The organism is Mycoplasma sp. 332 (assembly GCF_052378275.1).
Lineage (GTDB): Bacteria > Bacillota_I > Bacilli_A > Mycoplasmatales > Metamycoplasmataceae > Metamycoplasma.
Genome location: NZ_CP198998.1, coordinates 258244 through 285178, shown reverse-complemented (window position 1 = coordinate 285178; position 26935 = coordinate 258244). Strand labels below are relative to the sequence as shown.

Genomic DNA, 26935 nt, shown 5'->3' with positions numbered 1-26935 from the left:
TTAATTTTTTTATATATAAATTATAGAATTATTTATTAATTTAGAAGCAACATTATTTATTTTAATCGTTAAATTGCAACAAAAATGAGCCACCTAACATATATAGTAAAATGTTATAGGTGGTCTTATTATGCATGAAATAGAATTAAACTATTTTCAATTAAATAGAAAACGAAAATTAGATGTTATAACTACATATTCTAATTTAACAAATAAGCAATTATCCTTAAAAGCAAAATGTTCAATATCAACCATAAAAAGATTAAAACAAAAATTAAGAAATGCTAAATTATGCAAAAAAGAGGTTAACTTAGCACATGGTAATCAATGAGGCGATAGAAAGAAGATTTACAACAATGATTTAATTATCAATTATGAAAAAAATATGAAAGCAAAAAAAATAATTGCTGGAACAAAAAATAGTTCTTGTAATTCATATATGTCTTAGTGTTTGTTTTATTAGAGAATAGCTAATGCAAAAATATCATATAGTCAATTAACAAGAAGACTTACACAAAGCGGTTTTCTAAGTGCTTTTGCTCATAAAAATACAATAAAAAGACAAAAAACTTTTGTAAAAAATATATACCTTATAAGCCAAATATTTTGCCTAAAGAAAAGATTGCAAAACCAACCATGATCTCAAAAAGAAAATTAGTAAATATGGGTGAATGTGTTGAACTTGATGGGTCTATTCATTTTTATGTTGATCAAACCTTATGAACAATTGTTGCATGTATCGATGTTTCAACTTCAAAAGTTTTATCACTTTATTTTGACGAAAAAGCCGAATCAGTAAAAGGTTATCAAATTATTATTCAAGATATGATTAATAAATATGGGATACCAAAAGTAATGATTAGCGATAATAGAATGAATTTTCATAATAGCCTTGAATCTAGCGCTATTTTGTATAATACAGTCACAAAATTAGCTACTGAATTTATAACAACATCAGTATCTAATGAAAAACCACATATAGAAAGTTTTTAGAGAATTGCACATAATAGAATTCCAATATTTTTAAAAGATAGAAATATTAAAACAAACCAAGACGCTAATAAATATAGATACGAAATTATTGCAATGCTTAATGATATAAAAACAAGAAAATCAATTACCAATTCTGAAAAAAATGAATTTAGAAAACCAAACAGTGCAACTCTTGAAGCTTATTTTGATTTTCCAATTAAAAGACAAATTTTTAATGGAATTGTAATATTAAAAAATAAAAGTCACATCAAAAAATGATGCAACTTTTATGATTGGCGCAAATCAACAATACTATTTTCAAATAAACAACAAAAAGATTTAAAGCTTTTTGAATTAAATGAAAATGATATTCAAATGTATGAGAAAAAAGCATATAGTAAAAAGCTTCCTCTTGAAATATCGGTGGTTAAAAAAATTGTGAAACATCAAGAAGCCGGATATTACTACAATCAAATGTTATCTAAAAAACAGAAATTTTAGAATCTTTTGTTAAAACTGGTCTTATTTCACAAAGAGAAATAGATTTAATGCAATCAATTAATGAAGATTTAGAAAAAATAAGAAGAGATATAAATAAAATTGTAATTTTATAATAAATTATTCTATTCCTAAAGTAGAGCTATTTTTTTATATTTTTTTATTAGAAATTATGCAAAATGTATAATTAAACAAATTCAAAATATCGGTGGCTCATTTTTCACGCTAATTAATGTTAGAAGCAACATTATTTATTTTAATAATGTTAATAGTGTAAAATTTTATATTATGGATTTAATAGAAAAAGAATTTAATGATTTCATTGATAAAATAACAGAAATAAGATATGACGACCCGCTCAAAGCGATTTATCTCTTAGATAACTCGAGAAATAAATTTGTTATTGATGCAATGCAAAAAGAAATTGACGCTTTCAGAAATACTATATTATTTCAGATTAAAAAAAACAATTTAAAAACAAAAACCAATTTAGATACTTTATCACTAATTAATTCATTAAAAAACAAAAAAATGGATTATATTTTTATGCTTAACTATAATGAATTAAAAAATCGAGATATAAATGAATATCTATCTGAATTTCAATTCTTTTTTAATGGAGATGGTTTTGACAACGGAGGATTTCAAACGCTAATATATGATTTATTGCAAACAAAGAATGTTGATTACAATTACAAAGTTAATAATATAATAATTAATCCTAAAATAGATGGTTCATTTTTAAAAAATGAGGCAATTGCTAAACTGGAAAAAGAAATATTAACAATTTACAGCAATGATGTAGCAAAAAGCAAAATCGCCAGACAAGTATTCAGTGCATATTTATTCAAAAATTGAATTAATATTTTAAAAAATAAAACTATTAGCGAATATGAAGAAATAATCAACGTTACTAAGGTTTTATTTGGCGAAAGGGATGAAAATTCACTATCAGATAATGAAAAATCATTATATTCATTATTTAAATAAATAATGTTATAATAATAACAATATTTTTTATTCAAGGAGAACAAAAAAATGTCAAGAAAATTCAATGAGGAAAATACCGAATTAATTATCGATTATACCATTAATGGCGAGGAGTGAACCAAGGCCTATGAAAAAGCTCAAAAATCATTAGCTAATGATGTTACAATTCCTGGATTTCGAAAAGGTAAAGCCCCTTTAAAAGAAGCTCTAAAAAGAGTTGATCCATTTAAAATTTTTAATAAAGTAATTCATGATAAATTTGATGATGTTTATAAAAATCATATAATTACTCAAATTAAAGACGAAGATAAAATTATTAATGATTATCACCCTAGTTTTGATGTTAGTGATTATTCTGACCAAGGTGCCACATATGTATTTAGATTCCCTCTATTTCCTAATGTAAATTTAGGTGAATATAAGAAACTTAATACTAAGTTAAACATTGCAAACATTGATAAAAAGATGATTGAAGGTACCAAAGAAACAATTCTAAAAAATTACGCTGTTTCCATTGAATCTAATGAACCAATAAAAATGGGTGATAGTGTAAATTTTGATTTTACTGGTTACATTAATGGTGAAAAATTTGAAGGTGGAGAAGCTGAAAAATTTGACATAGTAATAGGATCAAATCAATTCATTCCTGGCTTCGAAGAACAAATGGTCAATCTAAATCGTGGTGAATCAAAAGATATAAATCTTAAATTCCCTGAAACATATCATGCAAAAGAATTAGCTGGAAAAGATGTAGTCTTTAAAGTAAAAATTAATTCAGTTAAAACAAATAATTACCCAGAGGTAAATGATCAATTCTTAAAAGAAGCAAAAATAAATCCATTAGTAAACACTATCGAACAATTTAATGAATATGTTGAATTTGAAGCAACAAAAGCAGTTTTACAAGTAGCTTCGCAAACCTACACAGATGAAGCAATCAACGAAATCATCAAAAACTCTTCAATAACAATTTCTAACATAATTATTAATGAAGAAGCTGAAAAATATTATAAAAGTTTTATTCAACAGCTAAAACAAAAGGGGATTAGCGAAAGAGATTATTTTGAATTCACAAAAACCAATAAAGAGGATGTTCTAAAAACATATCAAGATGAAGCCTTTAAAAATCTTTTTAAATCATTTGTTTTAGGAAAAATTGTAGATGAGGAAAATCTACAAATCACTGATGAAGAATATGAAAATAAGGTTAATGAAATAGCTAAATCATATAATTTAAAACCAGAACAAATAAAAACCTTCGTTTCAAAGAAATCATTGGAACAAAATGAACTACCACATAAAATTTTTACTTTACTAGTCCAATTTAGCGATTCTGAAAATTATGAAAAATATAGAAAATTAGAAGAAAATATAAAACAATATGAAAAGAATGTTGAACAAGCTATTGTTAAAATGGTACAATCAAAACCTAAGGACAATGATAAAGAATCGACAACTAAGGCTGACAAGGCTGAAAAATAGATAAACGCAAAAATAAAAATGCAAGATTAAAGTCTTGCATTTTATAATTTCTTTTAATTATTCAGCAATGAGTGTATGCTTTGTGTATCAAGCAACAACCCTTTGTGGCAAGATAAAGAAAGTATAAAAACCAAATGTTACAATACCTAATAGTCATTATTTAATAAATGAGCCAAATAATTTGTCCACCTGTTCCATCAAATTTCAATCTTCTAGCGCTTATAATGGTGTGGTTTGCAATAAATTTTGTCTTGCACAATAAACTCATGGTATAGCAATTCCTAATGTAAAAACAAGTTATAAAATAATTCCTCAACGGAATAAAAAACTGTAAAAAATCAATGTTTTAATGCTGAAACCTCATATATTGAAGAAGGCTCATTTTTCTTTGTTTTTTTCCTTTATTTAATCACAATTAAATAATGCTTTTTTTAATTGTACCTATATAAGGCAGCTGTCTCATTTTTTCTTCTCAATCAAAACCAAAACCAACAACAAAGTCTTCTTTTTGAATAATAAAACCATAATTATCAGGCTCAAATTCCACAATTCTACCACTAGGTTTATTTAATAAAGTAAGGACCTTAAGACTCTTAGGATTTCTAGATTTCAAAATTGACACAACCTTAGTCATAGTTTTTGCTGTATCGACAATATCTTCAACTATTAACACATCACGACCCTCGATATTATTAACAAGATCAAGAATTATCTTAACATTTCCTGATGGTTTGTCTTTCCCGTCATATGAACTAGTTATCATAAAATCCGTAATAAAATCTATGTTAATTGTTTTTATCAATTGAGCATAAAACGGTAAGCATCCTTTTAATAAACCGACAAGAATTAAGTTATTTGAATTTTTATATGTTTCATTAACTCAATTGCTTAGTTCAATTATTTTTGATTCCAATTGTTCTTGGTTGAAAAGAACTTTTTCTATTCGTGGATCAATTGTCTTAACTGCCATTGTTTTTCCTCTTCATCAATAATTTTTACTACTTGCTTATATACCTCATCCTCAGATAAATTGTTTGTATCGATAATTTTGTAATTAAGTTGAAAATCATCAGCAAGTTCTCTAAAAATTTTATAATAATTTTCATGCAAGTTCTTGAAATAATCGTAATTAAGATCTCAATTATCTATTTCAATAGCTCTCCCTCGCTCAAAAATTCTTTTCTTAAAAGTATCAAAACTTATATCAAGAAATATTACTAAGTCCGGTAATTCGCTTTTTGTAATTAACTTAGAAAATAAGGCTTTGAAGCCATCAAAATATTTAGGTTCCTTTTTGCTAAGAATTAACTTAGCAAAAATATAATGTTCAATAGAAAATCTATCCAAAAACAAATGCCGATCTATATCGGGTTTATCTTGCAATTTATTATAAATTTCCATAAATTTTGCTGAATGGTTTTCAATAATAAAACTTTGAAAACTAATAGTTAAATTTTGTTTTTTCTCATATAATCACTTTAAAAAAGTATTGAATACCTCATCATTTTCTTCAAATTCATTCAGTAGTAAAGAATTTTTATAATGATTAGCCAATTTGGAAGAAAGCGAACTTTTTCCCGCAGCAATCATTCCACTTATTCCTATTATCATAAAGACCCCCTAAATAAGAAAACTAAAAATATTTAAATTATTTTACTAAATGTTGTAATCAAAAAATAGTAAAAAAATAAAAAATAGCAATTTGTGTAATATGCTATTTTTTTATAAAAAAACAGTTAATAATTATATTAAAAAACATATAAAGTTAATTATAAATCTATCAATATTTTTGATAAAAAATTTAAATCGTTTTGTATATCATATGCCTTAACCAAATTAAGCATTAAAGCAATGATAGTCATGGGTCCAACACCGCCAGGTACTGGAGTTAAATATGATATTTTGTTATTTATCTTAGAAATATCAATATCACCGACAATTAAACCATTTATTCGATGTATTCCTACATCAATAAGGATAACATTATCCTTTAATTTTATTCCGTCCAGGCAGCCACGGCAGCCAGTTGCTACAACAACTAAATCATTCAATAATAAATCGTCCTTCGGAGTATTAATATCATATCTTCTTACATGAGACCCATTTTGCTCAAAATAATCAGCAAGCGGCTTTCCAACTATCTTGCTTTGACCGACAACGGCAATATTCATATTATTAAAATTAATTTGATATTTTTTTAATAATATAACAACACCAAGAGCTGTAGCAGGGAGAAATGAATTAAAATTAGTTAGAAAATTTGCTTCTTGATTCCATTGTGTCAAACCATCAATGTCCTTAGTTATATTAATGCAATTAAGTAACTTTTGTAGATTTTTGACTTTATCCGTTTGCAAAGGAAGCTGAACTAAAAAACCGGTTGTTTCTTTGTTCAGAATATCAATATTATGCTTTATTTCTTCTTCTGATACGTTTCTATTTAATTTTATTAATTTTGTTTTAAACCCAAGGAAATGAGCAATATTTAATTTATGCTTTATATATATATTAGATTCCTCAAGATCACCAACCTGTAATATACCTAAAATTGGCATTTTATCTTCTGCCATGTTTTCAAATTGCTTTTTTATTTTAGTTTGTATTTCTTCCTTAGTTTTTTTACCATCTAAAATATTGTACATTTTTATACTTTTCTAAATGCACCAGTCTTACTTTGCACATTAATTGACGTTGTATCCTTCAATGATTTTGCATAATCCATAGCTTCTTTTTGCGTTTTAAAAACTCTCAAAGCTCTTTGTCCTTTTGGGTTTTTTACTGCCCATCCATCAGGATGATTTACGACTAATCTCACTGCCATTATTTTTCCCCTTTTATTTTAAGATTTACAATAAAAATACTTTATATATTATAAAATCATACATTATTTTTTAATTAAAAATAAGCTATTTTATTTAAAAAAAATAAAAAACTTTTTTGTTATTAATATATTTTTTTATCAAAAAACCGGATTAAATTATTTTCTAAACTTTCCATCAAAAAAAGCAATAAAATAGGTTTTTATGATAATTGTAAAATTTAACTTAATAATTCAGCAAGATTACAATTGTTATTTTGAAATAAAGCCGCCACAAATTAATAATTTCATAAATTTATTTATTTGCTAAATATCTTAAATATTTTAAAATTTGCTATCTCCCAAAATTTTAAAAGGTCATTTCTTTCGATATCTTTTGAGTTTTTTTGTAAATTGAAAAAAATAAATTTTAAGGAGTTTTTTAATAATGGCGACTCTTTAACTTTCTACATCTATCATTTTACTTGACGTTGGTATATCGGTGATTCCTCTTATTTAGTTATTAATATTGCTATTTGTCTAATAAAAATTTTTACTATAATTTTTATCTAATTATTTTTATAATTGATTCTTAACATAAACAAAAAAACATGATGCCAAGGCATCATGCTAGTGTATTTACATTTGGTGGAGATGCGGGGAATTGAACCCCGGTCCATACATTGTAATATTTCAATATCTACAGTTTATTCTATTTTTATGCTAAACCAGTTTTAATTAAAATAGAAAAAAAATTAAAAGGGTGTCAGTTTGTTTGAGTCATTCAGCCCTTAACTGAAACAGTACTGAATCAAGCCCAACACAACAAAATTCTTAAATGCGGGCCACATTATAAGATTTTGACCAGATTTTAATTAAGCAAATACTGGATTTAATTGACGATTCATAACGTTTGTCATGAAGTAGTCTTTTTCTTTTTTGTTTTCTAAGTTTGCATTTAAAAAGCCTAGAAGTATTATGGTTTACAAGACCACTGCAATTGAAATACGTAAATATTTGTCGAAGCCATTACATCCCCGTTAATATATTTTTCTAAGGTTTCTTTTTAGCTCTTCTTGTTTAATTTTTTCGCGTTTATCGTATTTTTTTAATCTTTTAGCCAAAGCAATTTCAACTTTTATATAATTGTTCACTCAATAAATCGAAAGGGGAATCATTATTAAGCCTAATCTATCAATTAAATTACTTATTCTCAAAATTTCTTTTTTATGCATCAATAATTTTCTTGATCTATCCAATTCGCCCTTAACTAGCATATATTGGGAAATATACAAATTATTAATCCAAACCTCATTTTTGTTGCTAATAGAGCAAAAAGCATTATCTATTTTTGCATTTTGTGCCCTCAAACTTTTTACCTCTCAACCAAGTAATGAAATTCCTGCCTCATAAGTACTATGAATCTCATAATCAAATTTAGCAAATTTATTTTTTATAATTAACTTTGGCATAAATAATATTATAAGATCAAAAAAAGAAATATTAACACAAAGACGCATTAATATTTCCCTTTTCTCTTTCAATCCCAATAATTTTTATTTTATAATTATGGCCAACCTTGAATAAAAGGCGGTCGCCTTTAGCTTCATAATTGGAAATTTTTATAACATTATCATCCAAATCTTCAAATCTTATTAAAACACTTGTTTGATATTCGTTAATATTAAAAAATACTCCAAATTTTTCAATAGAAACGGCCGTAGAAACAAATGTCTTATTGATTAGTGATTCAAAATATTCAGCTTTTCTAATATCAACAATGTCTCTTTCAACAGTCATTGCCGTTCTTTCGCTTTCAGAATTCATAAGCGCAATTTGCTCAATTTTACTAGATTCCTCCGCAAATTGTTCATTGCTAATTTTGTTACGAGCAAACAAATATTTCTTAATTAAACGATGCAATAATAGATCAGGATATCTTCTTATTGGTGAGGTAAAATGTGAATAATATTTAGAAGCAAGACCAAAATGACCGATATTTTTAGATGAATATACTGCTTTTTGCATTGTTCTAAGAAAAGCATTTTTTATATAATCATCCAATCCTTTTTCTTTTAGTTTATTTACCATTTTTGAAAAACTTAATGGGTTTCCATCAAAAGGTACCAATATATTATTTAAATGTGCAAATTTAATAAGTTCTTGAAGATCAAAAAGCTTATCATCAGATGGTTTATCATGAACACGATATATTGAAGGAATATGGTTTTCAAACATCATTTCCGCTATTGTTTCATTTGCTCTAACCATAAAATCTTCAATCATATTTTCACTTTCGCCATCCTCTCTTATTTTGATGTCTACTACTTTATTATTTTCTATAATTAACTTTGGTTCCTTAATTTCAAAATTAACATAACCTTCTTTGATCTTATATTGTCGAATAATTTTTGATATTCTTTGCGAATCATCCATTAATTTTTTTAATTCTAACGATACATTTATCTTTTTATTAAAATAATCATTCACTTCATTATAAGTTAGGCGATAATTAGAATTAATTACACTTTCATAAATATCTTTTTTAACATTATTACCTTCTTTATCTATTTCTAACTCAAGTGTAATAGTACATCTATCGACATTAGGGTTTAATGAACAAATTCCATTAGATAATTCATAAGGTAACATAGGTATAACCTCACCTGGCAAATAAATTGATGTACCCCGAAGCAATGCCTCACTATCAATTTTGCTTCCTTCTTTTACATAATAAGAAACGTCCGCAATATGAATATAAAGTTTTGTATTACCATTGGGTAACACAAAACATGATATTGCATCATCAAAATCCTTTGTATCTAGACCATCAATAGTAACAGTTAATAAACTGCGTAAATCTTTTCGTTGTTTAATTTCATGATCGCTAACAGATGTAGGCATATTGGAAGCTTCTAGAAGAACACTATCATTGAATTTCTGGCTAACTTCATTTTCTGCGAGAATTTTAGCAAATGGAAATTCAAAAGAATTAATATTTGTAATAATTCTATTAAACTTAATAGCAATATTTTTTTCATTTGGTTCTAAAACAAAAACCTCAACAACATCATCTCTATTTATATTTTTAGGTATATTCATTAAATTAAAAATCTCAAACTTTCCTTTATCTCGATCATTTGATGCTTCGAAATAAATCTTCCCATTATGCGATCTTAAGAAATTTCCTATCAAAATATTTTTTTTATGTTTTAATAGTTTTGTAATTTTTGCCTTATATAACAATTCATTTTGATCGTTATAATAATAGAAAATTTTGGCCTCTATTAAATCGCCATCAAGTAGATTTCTTGTTTCAAATGGAAATAAAATTGCAGATTTTTTCTTCGATTCATCATTAGCGTCAATAAAATCAATAAAACCTAATCTTTTATTAGTTATTGCAACAATATCTTCGACCATTGTAAGATAAAAAATAGGAATATAGGAACCATCCCTCTTGTATTCGATTTTTTCGTTTTCTTCCAATTTTTTAAGTATTAATGATAAATCAGTATTTAATGATGGATGTATGTTTAATTTCTTTACAATTTCCAAAAAACTTAAACCTTGTGGATGAGATTGAATGAATTTTAATATCTCAACTGAGTCTAATTTTTTAAAATTTTTAAAAAATTTATTGTTCATTATATGTAAGTTTTAACCTTGCTGTCAAACAACGCGCAAAATAATTGCAAATATAAACATTAAAATACCTAAGGAAATCATCGACCATTTAAGAACTTTTTTAATTCCGCGTTCTTTTGAAATTTTAAATAGGTCAAGATCATTGCTACCAACAAGTGCACCGCTAAAACTATTAGAATCTGGGGCCATCATAAACGATATTCCTATAATACCTAAGGATATTATTAAAAGAATTACAACTAATGCTCATACCATAATATTATTTTCTCCTAACTCTTAATTTCTATCCCATACTCAGCAAGTTGATCTTTTGCTAATTCTGATGGCGCTGAAGTAAGTAAATCTACACCTTTTGCGTTTTTTGGAAAAGCAATAACATCCCTTATGGATAATGATTTAGTTAAAATCATTAAAACTCTTTCAATACCAAATGCAATGCCACAATGCGGTGGTAGGCCGTATTCAAATGATTTTAAGAAGAAGCCAAATCTTGATTGTTGTTCTTTTCTTGATATTTTTAAAATATCAAAAATCATTTTTTGAATATTGAGATCATGAATTCTAATCGATCCAGAACCTAGCTCAAAACCGTTTAAAACTAAATCATATGATTTAGCTCTAACCTTATTAAACTCATCATTTTTCAAATAATGAACAGTAGATTCATCAAATTGAGTAAACGGGTGATGTGCAGGAGCATAAGAATTAGTTTCCTTATCAAATTCAAACATTGGCCAATTAACTATTCACAAAAAGTTTAATTTATTAGGATCTGCTAACTTATATAGCTCATTCAATAGTGTTCTTATTGCACCCAAGGCTTTTAAAACATTTTCTTCATCGTTACCGGCCGATATTAAAGCGATCGGGTTTGATAAATGAGTTGACTCTTTTTTTGTTGCAAGGTGTTTGCTAACTTCACATGATGGACAAGTTAAATCTAACGTTTCAAAAAACTCACCACCATTCTTATAAAAAATTTCATTAATTATATCAATATGCTCATTAACATCCCGGTCAAATATTATACCCTTTACATATTTCATTCCGAATTTATCACTCAATTCCTCTGAATAATCTTGAATTAAATATGGATATCTTGTGTCGGGTTTATCGTTTCCATAATGTTTCATTGAGTATTCGAAATCCATTCGTGGAAATTTTGTTTCAATATTATAGCCTAACTTTCCCAGAACTTCTGCTCACATTTCCTCACATAATGCAAAGATTTCTTCCTCCGAGCCAAAAGACATTTCAATATCTAATTGAGTAAATTCTGGTTGTCTATCCTTTCTTAAATCCTCGTCTCTAAAAACTCTTGCTAGTTGAAAATATTTTTCAACACCTCCAGCCATCAATAATTGTTTAAATAATTGAGGTGATTGAGGTAGTGCAAAAAACCTTCCTTTTTTTCTTGTTGGCACCAGGTAATCTCTTGCGCCTTCTGGAGTTGATTTAGCTAAAATAGGTGTTTCAACCTCAATAAAACCTTTCTTATCGAAAAAATTTCTAATATAAAGCGATAATTTATGTCTAATTTTAAGATTGTTCAATACTTTTTTATTTCGAATATCCAAAAATCTATATTCTAGACGTAAATCCTCATTTGCAGAATTATTCTTATCATCTTCAATATCAAAAGGGATTTGTTTAGATGAATTAAGAATTTGATATTCATTAACTAAAACTTCAATTTCACCTGTTTTTAAGTTTGCATTAGCATCAAGGCGCTTCTTAACGATACCATTAACCTTAATGCAACTTTCCTTGGTTAAAAGTGGGTCAGAAATATTAACAAACACCAATTGAATGATACCGCTAGAATCTCTCAAATCAACAAACATTTGATTCTTAAATTTTCTCTTAGTTGCCACTCAACCAAACAGTTCCACACTATTACCTATATTATTTATATCTAAATCTGCACAATATATTTTTTTCATTTTATATTACATCCTTTATTATCTCTTGAAATTGTTTGATGTCATGGTATTTATGAATAATTTCAATATCTTTAATTTTTATTTTTATTTCTTGATGTTTTGAATTTAATTCCTTAAATATGAGCATTCTAGGTTTTAATTGATAATTTAATTTAAAAAGTTGTTTAACTGAGCATTTTTCATTAATGAATTCGATGTTATACTCTTTTCTTAAATCATAAGCGATTTTTAATATTTCATCTTTTTCGTGATCATTTATATAACCTATAAGAATATCTAAATCTTCTTTTATCTCTTCGTATTTGTCAATGTTATAAGCAATTATGTTAGATATTCTATCAACGCCGAAAGCGAACCCGATCGATCCGATCATAGGGCCGCCGAAAGATTCAACCATTCCATCATATCTGCCACCAGCAAGAATTGTTGATTTCGAACCAAGAGCCTTCGAGTCTGAAACAAATTCAAAGACAATATCTGTATAATAGTCCAATCCTCGCACTAAATATGGATTAACCTTGTATCTAATATTAAATTTATCTAGCAAAATTAACAACTCATTAAATTCCTGCTTTTCATTATAACTTAAGAAATCAAGTAATTTAGGAGCATTCATTACAAATTCTTTTTTATTTTCCTCTTTATCATCAAGAATTCTAAGGGGATTTTTTTCTAATCTAATTTTTGAAATTTCACTTAGTTGATCTCTGTATTTTAAAAAGTAATCCTTTAAGTATGCAATATATTTATTTCTGCTTTCAATGCTACCAAGATTATTAATTTCTAAAATAGAATCATTTATTTTTAAATCATTCAAGAAATCATTAGCAAATTTAATTGCCTCAAAATTAGAGAGAACTGATTTTTTTTCGATTAATTCAATTCCACCTTGAATAAATTGTCTATATCTACCCTTCTGTGGTCGCTCATATCTAAACATAGGACCAAAGTAAAATAATTTTGCCTTTGTAAAATTATTTATCTTATTTTCGATATATGCTCTAATAACTGATGCTGTGCCTTCAGGCCTTAAGCTAATAGTTCTATTGCCGTTATCACGAAAAACATACATTTCTTTTGTTACAATGTCACTAGTTTCACCAGCTGCTCTTATAAAAAGATTATAGTCTTCAATAATTGGTGTTTCAATAAATTGGAAATTATATTTTTTGCTTATTCCCTCAAAAGTCTTACGAATAAAATTTAGTATTTTAGCCTCTTTATTATAAATATCCTGTGTGCCTTTTAATCTTTTGAACATATATTCCTCACTAAATTACATCGAAAAATCATTAATACCAATAAAGGTTTGCTCTTGGATTTTTTCTGTTTTTCAAAAATCATTTTCAATTCTTTTGTGTTTATTTTTATATCTTAAATTAATTAAATGTTCTAATAGTCTTGGAATAATAAACATGTTTAAATATCAAGTAAATAACAATGCTAATTGAAGTGAAAATATTGCATTAAACGATACACTCACAAGCAAGAATGGAGCTGATGATAATAATACAAATCCCAAAATAACATTAAATGTTTGAATAGTAAAGGTATCACTTATTAATATTTTGATAATATTATGAACCTGGGTTGGATTATAAATAAAGTTCTTGGTATTAGTATCTTTTAAAATTTCATCTTTTATGATTGATGAATTGATTACCGAATCAACAATATTGATAAATGAAACAAATAATAAACCGTCAAACACAAAATTATCAATTTTAGTTCTAAAGATAATGAATATCCCCAACACTAAACCAATCAAAAGAATTTGTTTTACTATAAAAATAACTGCTGATTGCATTGAATATCTAACTGTGATATATATGAATATGCAAATATTGGTTAATAGCATTAATAGAGAGATTCAGGCAGTTGAATACCCGATGCTGTTATTTCCTAAAGTATTAGAGCTAGTTACTAAAGTAACATCTGCATAATTCTTTGAATTAAATAACTTTAGCAATTCGTTGTTTATTAAATTGCTCATATCCATATTAGAATAAATTAATAGCGAATTTAATCCGTTTTCACTTGCTTTTACTTTCCCGATTAAAACACCTTCATTATGAGAAATAATAAAATTTTGCAATTCATTTAATATAGTAGTTTGTCCACTAATATCAACGCCATTTTTGAAATTTAAACCAACACTATAAATAAACTTAAATTTTAAATTAGAATCGACATTAAAACCTAATAATGCTGACTTTTGTATTCCAGAAAAGGAACCAAATATTAATATTGACACCATAAGAATAGCGATAATAGGAATAATAAGTAGTCTTACTTTAAAGAAATTATTAATCTTTAAAGTAAATTTATGTATTTTTTTATTTGCACTTAAAAGCAAATACTTCTTATTATCAAACGATTCGGTTTGAATTATAAGTCTAAACAATATGGTATTTAAACCAATAACAATAAAAGAAATTAACAAAGCGCCAATACCCATTAACGCACCAATAGTTGAAGAATGATTAATATTTAAATAGAAAGCCAAAATGGCCCCAATGCCTATAACAGCTACTACATCAAGTCCAGATATCAATGACCTTTTTGTCGCCTTATTTATAGCTTTGTTAGTATTCGAACCTTCCTTAATTTCCTTTGCAAAGATGTGCAATTTTCTAATTAATAAACTAAATGCAATAAATAGTAACATAATTGCTGTTAGTCCAATTATTGAATTTATAACTACACCAAAAGCAGTTATGATTGATAAAAATACAAATATCAAGAATGCCAACGTAACACTAGCAGTTACACCAAGTAGTCTGTACTTTATTAATAAAAATAGTGACATAACGGCTCACATAACAACTATAGCAATGATATATGAATCAAATTGTCTATATGATTTAGTAATAAAATAAGAGGTTTGTTTTTCTAATTTAAATGGTGTATATGAGAAATTAATTAAAGAAGTTAATTGTTTATTTGAATAACCATTAGAAATATTATTAATTAAGTAAAATATTGAATCACGTTTTTTTGATGAAATCAACGAGATAGGAGATATTGCAGAAATTAAATATCTTTGGGCATTAATTGAATATTTTAAGCTTGGTTTTAATGTCTTTAATACTTTTCCGTCCTTATCGCGTGTAACATCATCACCTGCTTTATTATTGGCATATGCATAATTAACAGGATTATTTTTTGCTCTATCTCAATTTTCTCTATCATTTTGAATGGCATTTTGAATGAATTCATCCAAATTTAACCAAAAGTATACTTTTGAGCTAGGGTCATCTTGACCTTGTCCTTGTTGTTGAAAACCTCTTATAAAATAATCATATGCAAGGTGTGTAAATTGATCTCATGCATAACTATTCAATTTAATTTGAATTCTATCTGCATAACCCTCAGGTATTTTATCACTTGCGGGATTTGGATCTAAATCCATGTTAAAATTTTGAGACCCTTCATCAATGAGCTCTTTCAACCCATGAAATGAGCTTTCATTACCTTGATATCTACCTTTATAAAATAATGGATTACCATTATGATCAGTAATTGTTAAATTAGGTTTTTTAATTAATGAGTCTAAAAGCTGTTTTTGGGATTTATCATCAGTTGCTGACAAATCTTTTACTTCAATAAGATTATTAGACAATAAATTAACATCATAGTTAGAAGTTAATTTATCACCTTTTTCTTGAAGATACTGCTTTACAATATCTGCAATTTTATTTGGTTGTAATTCGTTTTTAGAACTTGTTTGGTTGCTATTTTTTTGAATTTTTAAAACTGTTTTAGTTCCGATAATTTCATTATTAGTACGATTAAATTTATTCAATGTTGGTGTTAAATAAAAAATAGAACCAAAAATAAATGCTAACAACATCCCAATAAATATAAAAATACTAAAAACTCATTTTATTGCAGGGCTAATTTTATTTTTTTTATTCATAGGTACAATTATATAATAATTGTTATATTTTGAATATATTTTAATAGTTATAAAGTTTTAAATATAAAAAACATAAAAACTTATTAGTTATTTATTAATTGATTTTAGATATTCAATTCCGTCGCTGGTTATTCTTCGGCCCCTAACAGTTTTTTCAACGAACTTTTTTACTAAAAGAATAGGCTCTAAATCATTAATTATTGTTACCTTATCATCTTTTAAAATTGAACTTATAGTATCTAAAGAAGCACTTTTATTTTTAAATACATTTTTTAAAATACTCAAATATTCAACCTGAAAAATATTTAATCCCCCGGGATATATATCTAGATACTCAAATGATTCCTTTACTAAACTTGCTTCTATTTGATTTAAGTTTCGAAATAATGCAAAGTCATAAACTCTTTTTAATAAGTTGTTAGCAATCCTTGGAGTAGATCGACAGTTTCTTGCTATTTCCTCAATTGCATCTGGTGCGATTATAATGTTATTTCTATTGGCTGAATTACTGATTATCTCTTTAATTTCTTCGTTACTATAAGGCAATAATTTTCCGATATATCCAAATCTATCTTTTAGTGGATTTGATACTAAATTAAATTTTGTAGTAGCCCCTATTAATGAGAACTTATTTAAATTTAATCTCATTATTTTCATATCACCTTCAACACCAACAGGCAAATCAATAACATAATCTTCAATGGCAGAGTATAATAATTCCTCAATATTCTTATTTATACCATGAATTTCATCAATAAACAGAATATCATTTTCACGCAACGAAGAAAACAAAGTTAATATATCACTTTTCTTTTGAATCAGGGGCCCTTGCACATAAATGATGTTACTTTTAGTCTCATTAGCAATTATTTGAGCTAAGGTAGTTTTCCCCAATCCTGGTGGCCCGTAAAATAATAAATGGTCAATAGGTCTTTTTTGTTTTAGTGCTGAGTTTATCATCACTTTTAAAGTAGATGTAATCTTATTTTGCCCAATAAAATTATCAAAACTTTTTATTCTAAATTCTTGCTTCATTTTGTTTTTGACTAATTATTTTAATTGCATTTTCAACAGATTCTTCAATATTGCTCGTTAATTCCATATTATCAAGAGCAAGTCTGATCTGATTATTTTTGAATCCTAACATTTTCATTGTTTCTTCAAATTCTTTTAAAACTGTGTTGTTTTTTGAAACTTTATTGAATTTTTGCATTTCTTCATCACTCATCTTTGAAATAAATTTAATATATTTATCCTTTAAGGTCAATAAAATTGCATTAGCAATCTTTGGCGATACATAAGGTACCTTTATTAACTCTTCTTTATTAGAGTTTGCAATATAATTAATAATATTTTCTCAACCTGAATTTAATATTGAAATAGCAGTTTTAGGGCCTAATCCTTGCAATGAAATTAAATCCTCAAAAACTACCATTTCTTTAAAATTGTCAAATCCATATGTCACCCTAGAATATTCATTGTTTATTTCAGATATAAATATTTTTCTCACCTCCCCTGCTTTAAATCTACTCATTTGTGGCGCATAAATAAGTTCACCTCTACCATTGTGGTCTAAAATAAAATAATTTGTATTTGTGTGTACAATTTTTCCGTATAAATAAATTGTCATTTTTTTTCTTCCTCCTGAATTCAAATATAAGTGCGAAATTTTAAAAATCATCGACTTTAAGAAAAAATAGGGAAATTTTTTAGAAAAAATAAAAATTGATAAAATTTTATTTATGAAAAATGTAATAGTAAATATAGAAATTCCTAAAAATTCAAATATTAAATATGAGTATGATCGAAAAACCAAAAAAATAAAAGTTGATAGAATTTTGCGTGAGGGTTTTAGATATCCAGCAAACTATGGTTACCTTTCAGAAGCGCTTGATTGAGATGGCGATGAACTAGATGTCTTAGTTTATTCACCTGAAATTTTTATGCCTGGTGTCTCAGTTGAAGCTAGAATTATTGGAGCAATGAAAATGATTGATTCAGGTGAAACTGATACTAAATTAATCGCTGTTCATGCTGATGATTATCGTCTTGATCACATTAAATCATTAGATGACTTGGATAAAATGTGACTACATTCAGTAGAAATATTCTTTAAAAACTATAAATTCTTCAAAGGCCCAAATATTACCAGCATAACTGGATTTGAAGATGCAAAATGAGCGCAAAATGAATATAATGAATGTGTCGAATTAATGCAAAAATACGGCTCTCTTACTAAAGAGGAATTCATTAAAAAAATGAAAGAATTACACCCAGATAAATATCTATAAAATGTAGCATTGCTAAAAATGCTACATTTTTTTTGAAACTTTAAAATTTTTTTATATTTATAAATATAAAATGTTTTTTCAGTTTCATAGATTCCTATAATTCCTAAAAAAAATATTAAAATAATGGTGAAAGGTAAAAAATGAGACAAAGATTTAAAAATATCCTTATTATAAGACCAATATTATTAAAACTATTAAAGGATTTTGTGGGTTTAAAAAATGAAAATGGCAGTTTTAGATTAGAATTAGACATTACTAGACTTGAACTGGAATTATCCAAAAAAATTGCAAATTTTGAAGAACTTAGATTGCAAAGATTAGAAATTACGAGCGGATCGAAACAATTAGTTATAAAACTAATTAAAAGTCTAAGTCAATTGGACCGTTCAATATTACTAACAATTTTATTCAAAGATGATCTAAGCAACATAACTTGAAAAACCTTCAATATATCAAAATCCACATTCTATCGAAGATTAAAATTTATCGAAAGTTTATTATATTGATGTTTATTCGATTAATAAAATAGTCAAATAAAGCTTATTTGCAAAGATAGCAAATATGGCTTTTATTTATTTTGGCAAAAAATGAGAACAAAATATTTTTTTATGTAATAAAAGATTTCAAAAGTTTCATTTATTAGCATAAAGTAAAAAATAATGGTGTACTTATTATGCCCATGAGAGAGGCATAGAGAGGATTTAATGCTACCAATTTATAATTATTCAAACATTGAACACCAAAAAGAAGTTGTTGAATATAAAGAGAAAATTAGTGCAACTGTCGGAACATACAATGTCGAAGATAGATGAAATTTAGACATCGGACTTACAAAAGATCAAAAATGTGAAATATTAATTTTAAGAAACCTAAAAGAGAATACATGAATTATTGAATTCACGATTCCTAAATCAGCATATGAGAATTCAAGAATTAAAATTTTGCAATTAAATAATAAGGATCTTGAAGTGCAAGATCTAGAGAAATTAGAAAATGAACGGATAAAATTTCGCATTTCAAAATATGTAGACAAAAGCGAAATAAAATTCGAAGATTTAAAGGAATTAAAGGTTAGTTTTTATAACAGGTGAAGAGCTAATTTTTATAACAAGCTTTCTTTTGTTATTAATTTCAAAATAGAAAATAATGTTGTTGATTTTAATAATATTAATGTTAAAGAAAAAGATTTGAAGTTTGAGCTAATTGAATCTATAAAAATTACCTTCGATGGCGAGACTGGGGAATATACAAACATTTTCGAAAATAATGTTGCTTATGCTAATAGCCTAATTTACAATATGAAGTTTTTTAACCTAAAACAAAATAATTTTTTAGAAAAAGCAATGCAACAAACAATTGAATTAAAGAGTCCAGATCAATATTACATTCCTAAAAGGCAATATCAGTTAGAATTTTTAAATAGTATCTCTATTGAAGAAGGCAATAGATTTATTACTGCTGAATTAATATCAAGAAAAACCGAAATAAACAAGTTCAAGCACACAATAGATTACTATATAAATAATAAAAATAGTTGAAATAATAAAAAGAAAGAATTTATCAGTTCCAAAACAGACGGACTTATAGGCTATCATATTTCGCCAACATTTAAAGGTAATGTTAAATTAGAATTTCAACTAAATCAAAACATCATAAATAATGTTAGCAAAATTAAATATTATGACCATTTTGACAAAAAACTTTTTGATTCCAACGAGGGATTAATCAAGCTTTTTTGTCAAGTTGTAAAGACAACTGATGAATATCAAAATTTATATTATTCAAATTGAAAAAAACACATAAAAACTTCATAAATTTTTTAAAATTTAGGTCCGAATTAATAAAGACCTAAATTTTAATTTAACATTATGCCTATATATTAACTAAATTTAAAAAAATTTATATATAACATTCATTAATTAAAAATTAATAATTTCAATGTAGTTATAAAAAAATAAATTTTATTTAAACTTTGGGCCTCTTGGAATTAACTTTCTTTTATGGCTTGTTTTTTTATGAAAATACTCAATTTTAGTTGAAATATCACTACTTATTAAAGCGTTATCCATAATATATTTTTCGAAATCATCATATGAAAAGCCAAGTTCATCTTCATCATATTGATCATTAAGCAAATTAGCAGAAGGCCTCTTATCCAAAATTTCTGTTGGTGTATTTAATAGTTTAGCCATTTCATAAATATCAGATTTAAATATATTTGCAAATGGTAATAAATCGCAACCACCATCACCTCATTTGGTAAAATATCCTAAATAATATTCATCAAAATTGTCTGTACCCAATACCAATGAGTTATTTTGTTGTGCTTTGGTATATAAAACATTCATAAAATATCGTGATTTAGTGTTGGCTTTTATTCAATCCTCCTTTAAATTAAACTTATCAGAAAAATCGTTAAATTCTTTTGTTAAATCAATCGTTTCAATCTTATTTTCAACAACTAAATTTAACTTCTTGATGTGTATTTCATTAATATCATCTACCCTTGTTTTTAAATAATAAAAATGAGCATCTTTTTTAAAAACTTGATAACTAATAATTGCCAAGGTTGAACTATCAATGCCGCCAGAAATCCCAAGGACAACCCCACTAGCATTAGCTTTTTTCACCTTATTTCTTATCCAATTTTGAATTTTTTTAATCATTATCAAGTATTTATTGTTTAAGTTTTTTTTATCATTATAATTATTTAATTCATTTTTTTTCATAGTAATTATTCTATTATTAAAATTTAGATTTTATAAATGTTTTTAAATTAATATTAATTTATTAATTTATAATTTAGATATTTTTATTATAACAATATAAAGCAAATATAATTAATAAACAATATTTTAAGGAGTTAAATTATGATAAATGTTAATGACCTAAAACCGGGTGTAACCTTTAAATTAGACGGTAATATTTATGTTGTTTTAGAAGCACAACACTCAAAACAAGGAAGAGGCCAAGCCAATGTTAAAGCAAAGGCAAAAGATCTAAGAACCGGATCGATAACTGTAAAATCTTTTACTGGTGGTGAAAAAGTAGAAAAAGCAATGATTGATAAGGTATCAATGGACTATCTATACAATGCAGGAGATAACATTGTGCTAATGGACCAAGAAACATTCGAACAAATAGAAATACCTGTATCAACAATAAAATGAGAAGTCAATTTTTTAAAAGAAGGTATGAAAGTTATTGTTAGAAAATATGAATCAGAAGTTTTGGATATTGAATTACCAGCTAATGTTGGATTAGTAGTAACAGAAGCACCAGATGCAGTTAAAGGAAACACGGCTCAAGCCGCCCAAAAGAAAGTTACTTTGGAAACCGGTTATGTAGTCGAAACTCCTCTATTCATCAAAGAAGGAGAAACAATTTTGGTTTCAACTGAAACTGGTAAATATGTAGGAAGAGCATAATGAGCAATTTTATCTCAGTCAACACAAGAATGAATTTTGACTTCAAGGTTGAAGAACATGTTATTTATCAAGCAATAAATCAATTTTTTGAGTCTCAAGACTCAATAATTCTTACAAAAAAACCTATTATTAATATAAAAAATAGCACAAATAATATTGAGATTTTTATTTCTTACAAGTTAAAAAAAGAAGCTATATTATCATTCGAAACTAAGAACACAATATTCATGCTTGAACAAAGAATTTATTCATTAATCAATGTTAGACCAAACAATATTAACATTGTTTTTGAAGGAATTGAAAATGTTTAAAAATAGAAGAATTAATAATTTAGCTATTGATAATATAAAAATTAATTCATTAGCCCAGATAGCAAATACTAAAAATCCAAATGTAGCAATTAATATTAGCGCTGCAAAGATTTTTCATGCACTCTTTGCTTTTCATTATAAATTTGATATAAATAATCCCCAGTGAATATCTAGAGATAGATTCATTCTTTCGTGTCCGGATGTAAATACCACCTATTACACAATTTTATATTTAATGAATCTTATTACGAAGGAAGAAATTGAAAGCATTAATAAACCAAGTTGCAAATATCATAACTATTTAAAACGCAATAACAAACTTGGTATTGACTTTTCATCAGGCAAACATGGTTGCGGTATTGCAGAGGCTGTTGGTATTGCGGTTGCTGAGGCCTTTCTATCAAGTAATTTTTCTGAAATAAATCACTTTACATATGTTTTCGCTTCAAGCAAAGATCTAGAAACAAGCATTGCGACTGAAGCTCTACAATATGCAGGATCAATCAAACTAAATAAACTAATTGTGCTATATGATTCAAACACATTATTAAACAACTTTAATTCTAAAAAGAATAGTAATGACATTAGAAAAACATATGAATCATATGGATTTAATTATATTATTTTAAAGGATGCTAATTACAAATCTATTGCAAACGCAATATCGAAAGCTAAGAAATCAAAAAAACCAACACTTATTGAAATCAAAAGTTCAATTGTTGAATTAGCAGTTAATAATTTTAACAACTACTACAATAATAAATATTATTTAACAGTAGATGAAATTGAGGAATTCAAAGAAACAACTAACTTCAAGCGTGGTGACTTTTTTGAGAAATATCAAGAAGTGGTAGATGAGTATAAGAAAGTTATTAATTATAATAACGATTTATTTAATAAATGAACTGCTTCAGATAAATTAATTGAATTCTTGGGAGAAGATCTAAAAGAAAATGTAAATGATAACTTTATATCAAATTCAGGCGATATCTACTCTAATATGGTTGTTATCTTAAATAATATATTTGATAAATACAAAAACGCTTTCCTACTTTCTTCTTCGCTAGATCCAATAACAAGAATTAAATCAACTAACGGAGTTTTTGATTTTAACAACAAAGATGGCCGTTCTTTACTATTAGGATTAAAAAACGAGGCAATGAGTTTAATTGCAAATGGTATATTTGGACACTCAAATTTTAAACCAATAATAATTGATTCCTTATCAAATACAGACAAGTTAATTCAAGGAATCAAAAAATCTGTTAGTGATAACCTAAAGGTATTATATATTCTAAAAAATGACTTAAATTCTGTTGAAAACTCTAATATTTATTACCAAAATGAGGAACAAATAGGTATTTTATTGCAAATTCCTAATATAAAAATTTTATATCCTGGCGATCTTAATGAATTGATGGGCTCTATTGAATATTACCTTAATAAATTTAATGGTCCCGTAATCATTATAGCCAATTTTCATAGCAATTGAAATTGTGAAAAAACTTCAAAATACAAATTTCTATCAGGGTCTTATCATGTACTAAAAAATGATTCAAAATATAGCCTTTTAGCCAAAGGCAACGATCTCCAGATTGCATTCAAAATTGCTAATAAGCATAACTTGAATTTAATTTCAATATCAAATGATGAAAATATTGCAAAATTAAATTATGATAAAAAAACGGCTATAACATTCACAAAAGATATTTCTGAAGGTTGAATGAAATATGCTAAATATAACCTCAACATAAATAACTCAAACAACAAAATTAAATCAGATTTTAATTATATTGAAAAAAATATAAAATTAATCATTAATAACAAAAGCTAGGTTCTTATATATCTACCTAGCTTTTTTTAATTTTTTTAAACCATTCCAACTCAGAGGCCGTAATATGCCTATGTTCTCCAACTCTTAAACCATCATCTGTAATAACTCCATATCTTTTTCTGTGTAATTTTTTAACAAAATTATTAACTAATAAAAAAAGATTTTTCACATGATGATTTCTACCTTCTTTAAGAACGATAGAGTAGGTTAAATCTTTAATATGTTTTATTGTTTGTTTAGAAAAAACACCATTAAGTTTTACAAAATTAGAGTTTAAAAAATTTAAATCTTTTTCACTCATTGGCTTTTCCAATGTTGCAATGTATTCTCTTTCTATATTAGATGAAGGATGGGCCAAAATATTAGCAAAATTGCCATCGTTAGAAATAATTATTACTCCTGTTGTATTAAAATCAAGCCTTCCAATTGAATAGCAATATTTATCCATTCCCATTCACTCATAAATAGTTTTTCTACCCTGCGGATCTCTTAAAGTGCAAATGGTGTTTCGAGGTTTGTTAAGTAATATATAAAATTTTTTATCACTTCTTTCGATGATCTCGCCATCTATTTTAATAACAGCCTCAGCATCAACTCTCTGACCAATTTTTGCAACTTGACCATCAACTAATACTCTTTTTTGCATAATCATTTTTTCGGCCTCGCGTCGCGAACAAAAACCAAAATCCGAAATCATTTTTTGCAATTTAACCTTGTTTTCCATAATTAACAAACCCTTCAAATAACACGTTAAAAAAAATATATTTATATTATAAATATTTTGTGTTCATAGTTTCTTTTTTATTTATCTTTTTGATTTATCTAATTTAATTAAAGCAGGAGGAAAAATGTTGGAAAACAAAATTAAAAATCTTAAAAGTATGAGTTTGCAAAGAAAACGAGCTTTTATAATTGATTTTTGCCTAAATCAAAAACTTAAAAGAATACAAAACAACATGAAAGATACTAAGAATGTAGGATTGTTAGATTTTTTCATAAGTTCGCTAAGTGAGGACTATAAAAAAATCTTCATTAATGATTTTATTACAGTAGATAGTGATTCGTCGTGATATCTTGAAAACTGATCTAAAAATGCTTATTATAAAAAATTAAATTATTTAGTAGACCTATTTATAGATTATGTTTATTGCTTTTAATGAAACCCCCAAACTTCATTCATTAGAAAATAAGCAAGAACAGTGAATGGAAGAATATATCATAAATGCAAAACAAAGAAAATATTTAGAAAACTGAAATAGTTTCAATGAATTAACCACAATTAAAATCAGACGCATTATAAGAAGTGATAAATTCATTATTACATTTGAGCATAAAAATCCATTAAAAGAAATAGAGGCCATAAGAGTTAATGGACTAATTAATAATAAAATAATAGAATTCAAGCCAAAATATGAATATAATAGTGGGCATTTTATACTAACTTATAATAGTGATAATGATTCTAAAAATAAATTGGAATTTAATGACATAGCAAATATCAATTTTGAAATTGAATATAAGGTGAAAAATTTATGATATCAAGCAAAAGCATTTACCTATTGAATTAAAAACAATCCAAGATCTAAAAATATAAATCTAAATAATACGAAGGCCATAAATGTATTAAGTGAAATTGAAATAAAATCACTACCAGACCGCATTAATAAGAACATAATTAACCATAAATTCAAAACAAAATATTTGAATTTATTCTTTAATACCAACAATTTAAAACAAGGAATTCATAACATCAAACTATTATCACTAAAAATTGCCAAAAGTGATCAAGAGACTAATGAAGAATACATTCTAGATAATAGCGATATTTATGATTTAACATTTTCATCTGCAAACATTTATGACTACGCAAAAAATAAGTATGATACTAAGCTTAGCTATCATAATTTTAATAATGCAGACTTAGTTATAGATACATATTCTTATTATGATAAATTTTCAGATACTGTTATGGTAAATAATCAAAACCTTAATGCAAAATTAGGGATTCTAATACCATTAAAATACAAGGGAACATATGGTTATGAAATTAACCTTGATATAGGCAAAAATTTAAAGTCCTTCAAAATGAGTTATTCGCAGGAAATTGAAAAACCTTTTTTTGATATCAACAATGGATTAATAAGAATGAATACAAGATCAATTAAAGGTTGACTTACAGATGAAAAATGGCACAAAATTAAATACGATAATTTTGCGGACGTAATCAAAATGGCAAACTCTTTGCAATCAATAGAACAAATAGGAGGTAAATAATGAGTGAAAAAAGTAAAAAATTATTATTATGAACATCATTAACAATAGCGATTGGTGGTTGTGCTGGGTTGGCGACAGCATTTGTAGTATTACAACAAAAAAACAAAGAAAAAGAAAGTAGCCAAGTCGATACTATTCAAAAAGAAAAATTAAACGACAAAACTAATAAACTATCAATTAAAAAAAGCCAGCAACAAAAAGATTTAAAAAATAAAGAGAATGAATTAGAACAAAATGACCATAAAGAAGATTCATACATAGAACCACAGGAAAAGAAAAATATTAATTGAAATGATGTTTTCCCTAATATAAAGAGCAGTGACTATTATGACAAATTAAACTATAGAAACGGGCAGGCTTGAATTGATGAAGACATGATAGTTTATATCATAAAAGACATCATAAATAGAATGCTTGTAACTGAAGGCGAAGTTGAATATGCTTACAAACAAATTGATGACCAAAATTTGTTAATAACTTTTAAATGGAGCAGTGAAAAAGAAAAAAGTGTTGTAACATACAAGATAAATACAAATAAGTTATAATAA

Annotated in this window: 28 protein-coding genes and 1 other RNA gene; 14 read left to right on the top strand and 15 right to left on the bottom strand. The window is 26.2% G+C overall.

The window, feature by feature from the left end:
• Positions 1-130: 130 nt before the first annotated feature.
• The 5 genes from ACT1UH_RS01210 (at position 131) to tig (ending at position 3942) form a co-directional block, all read left to right on the top strand.
• Complete coding sequence (locus ACT1UH_RS01210; RefSeq protein WP_444705120.1) at positions 131-448, top strand: hypothetical protein; 318 nt, start codon at positions 131-133, stop codon at positions 446-448.
• A 158-nt stretch (positions 449-606) separates the two neighbouring features.
• On the top strand, positions 607-993 hold the full coding sequence (locus tag ACT1UH_RS01205; RefSeq protein ID WP_444705119.1) for a hypothetical protein: 387 nt from the start codon (positions 607-609) through the stop codon (positions 991-993).
• 93 nt (positions 994-1086) lie between these two features.
• Positions 1087-1473 carry a hypothetical protein gene (locus ACT1UH_RS01200; protein WP_444705118.1) on the top strand — a complete coding sequence of 129 codons (387 nt, stop codon included), beginning with the start codon at positions 1087-1089 and terminating at the stop codon, positions 1471-1473.
• Positions 1474-1758: 285 nt separating this feature from the next.
• Positions 1759-2460 (top strand): hypothetical protein, encoded by a 702-nt coding sequence (locus tag ACT1UH_RS01195; RefSeq protein ID WP_444705117.1) that lies wholly within the window; start codon positions 1759-1761, stop codon positions 2458-2460.
• 48 nt (positions 2461-2508) lie between these two features.
• On the top strand, positions 2509-3942 hold the full coding sequence (gene tig, locus ACT1UH_RS01190) for a trigger factor (RefSeq protein WP_444705116.1): 1434 nt from the start codon (positions 2509-2511) through the stop codon (positions 3940-3942).
• Between the two features lie 415 nt (positions 3943-4357).
• Here tig and hpt read toward each other — a convergent pair whose 3' ends face one another.
• The 13 genes from hpt to ruvA all read right to left on the bottom strand — a co-directional run bounded on the left by hpt (position 4358) and on the right by ruvA (position 17879).
• Complete coding sequence (gene hpt / locus ACT1UH_RS01185) at positions 4358-4912, bottom strand: hypoxanthine phosphoribosyltransferase (RefSeq protein WP_438340815.1); 555 nt, start codon at positions 4910-4912, stop codon at positions 4358-4360.
• A complete protein-coding gene (locus tag ACT1UH_RS01180) occupies positions 4882-5553 on the bottom strand; it encodes a deoxynucleoside kinase (protein ID WP_438340814.1) in 672 nt (223 codons plus the stop codon). The genes hpt and ACT1UH_RS01180 overlap by 31 nt, the downstream gene beginning before the upstream one ends.
• A 158-nt stretch (positions 5554-5711) precedes the next feature.
• Complete coding sequence (locus ACT1UH_RS01175) at positions 5712-6584, bottom strand: tetrahydrofolate dehydrogenase/cyclohydrolase catalytic domain-containing protein (RefSeq protein WP_444705115.1); 873 nt, start codon at positions 6582-6584, stop codon at positions 5712-5714.
• 2 nt (positions 6585-6586) lie between these two features.
• On the bottom strand, positions 6587-6763 hold the full coding sequence (locus tag ACT1UH_RS01170) for a DUF2188 domain-containing protein (protein WP_438340812.1): 177 nt from the start codon (positions 6761-6763) through the stop codon (positions 6587-6589).
• Positions 6764-7385: 622 nt separating this feature from the next.
• Positions 7386-7778, bottom strand: a transfer-messenger RNA (tmRNA) gene (ssrA, locus tag ACT1UH_RS01165).
• Between the two features lies 1 nt (position 7779).
• On the bottom strand, positions 7780-8211 hold the full coding sequence (gene smpB / locus ACT1UH_RS01160) for an SsrA-binding protein SmpB (protein WP_444705114.1): 432 nt from the start codon (positions 8209-8211) through the stop codon (positions 7780-7782).
• Between the two features lie 31 nt (positions 8212-8242).
• A complete protein-coding gene (gene rnr / locus ACT1UH_RS01155; RefSeq protein WP_444705113.1) occupies positions 8243-10387 on the bottom strand; it encodes a ribonuclease R in 2145 nt (714 codons plus the stop codon).
• A 12-nt stretch (positions 10388-10399) separates the two neighbouring features.
• Positions 10400-10642: a preprotein translocase subunit SecG gene (gene secG, locus ACT1UH_RS01150; RefSeq protein WP_438340809.1), complete on the bottom strand. Its 243-nt coding sequence runs from the start codon at positions 10640-10642 to the stop codon at positions 10400-10402.
• Positions 10643-10656: 14 nt separating this feature from the next.
• Positions 10657-12330, bottom strand: a complete 1674-nt coding sequence (aspS, locus tag ACT1UH_RS01145) for an aspartate--tRNA ligase (protein ID WP_444705112.1) — start codon at positions 12328-12330, stop codon at positions 10657-10659.
• Between the two features lies 1 nt (position 12331).
• Positions 12332-13591, bottom strand: coding sequence for a histidine--tRNA ligase (gene hisS / locus ACT1UH_RS01140; RefSeq protein WP_438340807.1), 1260 nt, complete (start codon positions 13589-13591; stop codon positions 12332-12334).
• Between the two features lie 15 nt (positions 13592-13606).
• The gene (gene secDF / locus ACT1UH_RS01135) at positions 13607-16249 is read right to left on the bottom strand and encodes a protein translocase subunit SecDF (protein ID WP_444705111.1); all 2643 of its coding nucleotides are present in this window, start codon (positions 16247-16249) and stop codon (positions 13607-13609) included.
• Between the two features lie 87 nt (positions 16250-16336).
• On the bottom strand, positions 16337-17284 hold the full coding sequence (gene ruvB / locus ACT1UH_RS01130; RefSeq protein ID WP_438340805.1) for a Holliday junction branch migration DNA helicase RuvB: 948 nt from the start codon (positions 17282-17284) through the stop codon (positions 16337-16339).
• Positions 17268-17879: a Holliday junction branch migration protein RuvA gene (gene ruvA, locus ACT1UH_RS01125; RefSeq protein WP_438340804.1), complete on the bottom strand. Its 612-nt coding sequence runs from the start codon at positions 17877-17879 to the stop codon at positions 17268-17270. Before ruvA ends, ruvB begins: the two co-directional genes overlap by 17 nt.
• Before the next feature lie 112 nt (positions 17880-17991).
• Here ruvA and ACT1UH_RS01120 point away from each other — a divergent pair, with 112 nt between their 5' ends.
• The 3 genes from ACT1UH_RS01120 to ACT1UH_RS01110 all read left to right on the top strand — a co-directional run bounded on the left by ACT1UH_RS01120 (position 17992) and on the right by ACT1UH_RS01110 (position 20354).
• Complete coding sequence (locus ACT1UH_RS01120) at positions 17992-18540, top strand: inorganic diphosphatase (RefSeq protein ID WP_438340803.1); 549 nt, start codon at positions 17992-17994, stop codon at positions 18538-18540.
• A gap of 140 nt (positions 18541-18680) precedes the next feature.
• Positions 18681-19061, top strand: a complete 381-nt coding sequence (locus ACT1UH_RS01115) for a hypothetical protein (RefSeq protein WP_438340802.1) — start codon at positions 18681-18683, stop codon at positions 19059-19061.
• Positions 19062-19244: 183 nt separating this feature from the next.
• Positions 19245-20354 (top strand): MHO_1580 family protein, encoded by a 1110-nt coding sequence (locus ACT1UH_RS01110; protein ID WP_444705110.1) that lies wholly within the window; start codon positions 19245-19247, stop codon positions 20352-20354.
• Between the two features lie 147 nt (positions 20355-20501).
• Here the strand turns inward: ACT1UH_RS01110 and nadE are convergent, their stop codons facing one another.
• Positions 20502-21269, bottom strand: coding sequence for an NAD(+) synthase (nadE, locus tag ACT1UH_RS01105; RefSeq protein WP_444705109.1), 768 nt, complete (start codon positions 21267-21269; stop codon positions 20502-20504).
• Between the two features lie 141 nt (positions 21270-21410).
• On the opposite strand from nadE, the gene efp reads away from it, so the two are divergent.
• Genes efp through ACT1UH_RS01090 form a run of 3 tightly spaced genes read left to right on the top strand, consistent with a single transcriptional unit; the run spans position 21411 to position 24113 of the window.
• Entirely contained in the window at positions 21411-21968 is a 558-nt protein-coding gene (efp, locus tag ACT1UH_RS01100) for an elongation factor P (protein ID WP_438340799.1), read from the top strand.
• Complete coding sequence (locus ACT1UH_RS01095) at positions 21968-22279, top strand: MMB_0454 family protein (RefSeq protein ID WP_444705108.1); 312 nt, start codon at positions 21968-21970, stop codon at positions 22277-22279. Before efp ends, ACT1UH_RS01095 begins: the two co-directional genes overlap by 1 nt.
• On the top strand, positions 22272-24113 hold the full coding sequence (locus ACT1UH_RS01090; protein ID WP_444705107.1) for a hypothetical protein: 1842 nt from the start codon (positions 22272-22274) through the stop codon (positions 24111-24113). The genes ACT1UH_RS01095 and ACT1UH_RS01090 overlap by 8 nt, the downstream gene beginning before the upstream one ends.
• Positions 24114-24129: 16 nt before the next feature.
• On the opposite strand, the gene ACT1UH_RS01085 is transcribed toward ACT1UH_RS01090, so the two are convergent.
• Positions 24130-24837, bottom strand: a complete 708-nt coding sequence (locus ACT1UH_RS01085; RefSeq protein WP_438340796.1) for a pseudouridine synthase — start codon at positions 24835-24837, stop codon at positions 24130-24132.
• Between the two features lie 124 nt (positions 24838-24961).
• On the opposite strand from ACT1UH_RS01085, the gene ACT1UH_RS01080 reads away from it, so the two are divergent.
• The 3 genes from ACT1UH_RS01080 to ACT1UH_RS01070 are packed head-to-tail and all read left to right on the top strand — an operon-like array spanning position 24962 to position 26932.
• On the top strand, positions 24962-25270 hold the full coding sequence (locus ACT1UH_RS01080) for an MG284/MPN403 family protein (RefSeq protein WP_444705106.1): 309 nt from the start codon (positions 24962-24964) through the stop codon (positions 25268-25270).
• Entirely contained in the window at positions 25254-26387 is a 1134-nt protein-coding gene (locus ACT1UH_RS01075; RefSeq protein ID WP_444705105.1) for an MHO_1580 family protein, read from the top strand. The genes ACT1UH_RS01080 and ACT1UH_RS01075 overlap by 17 nt, the downstream gene beginning before the upstream one ends.
• Positions 26387-26932 (top strand): MHO_1590 family protein, encoded by a 546-nt coding sequence (locus tag ACT1UH_RS01070; RefSeq protein WP_438340793.1) that lies wholly within the window; start codon positions 26387-26389, stop codon positions 26930-26932. Before ACT1UH_RS01075 ends, ACT1UH_RS01070 begins: the two co-directional genes overlap by 1 nt.
• Positions 26933-26935 lie beyond the last annotated feature (3 nt).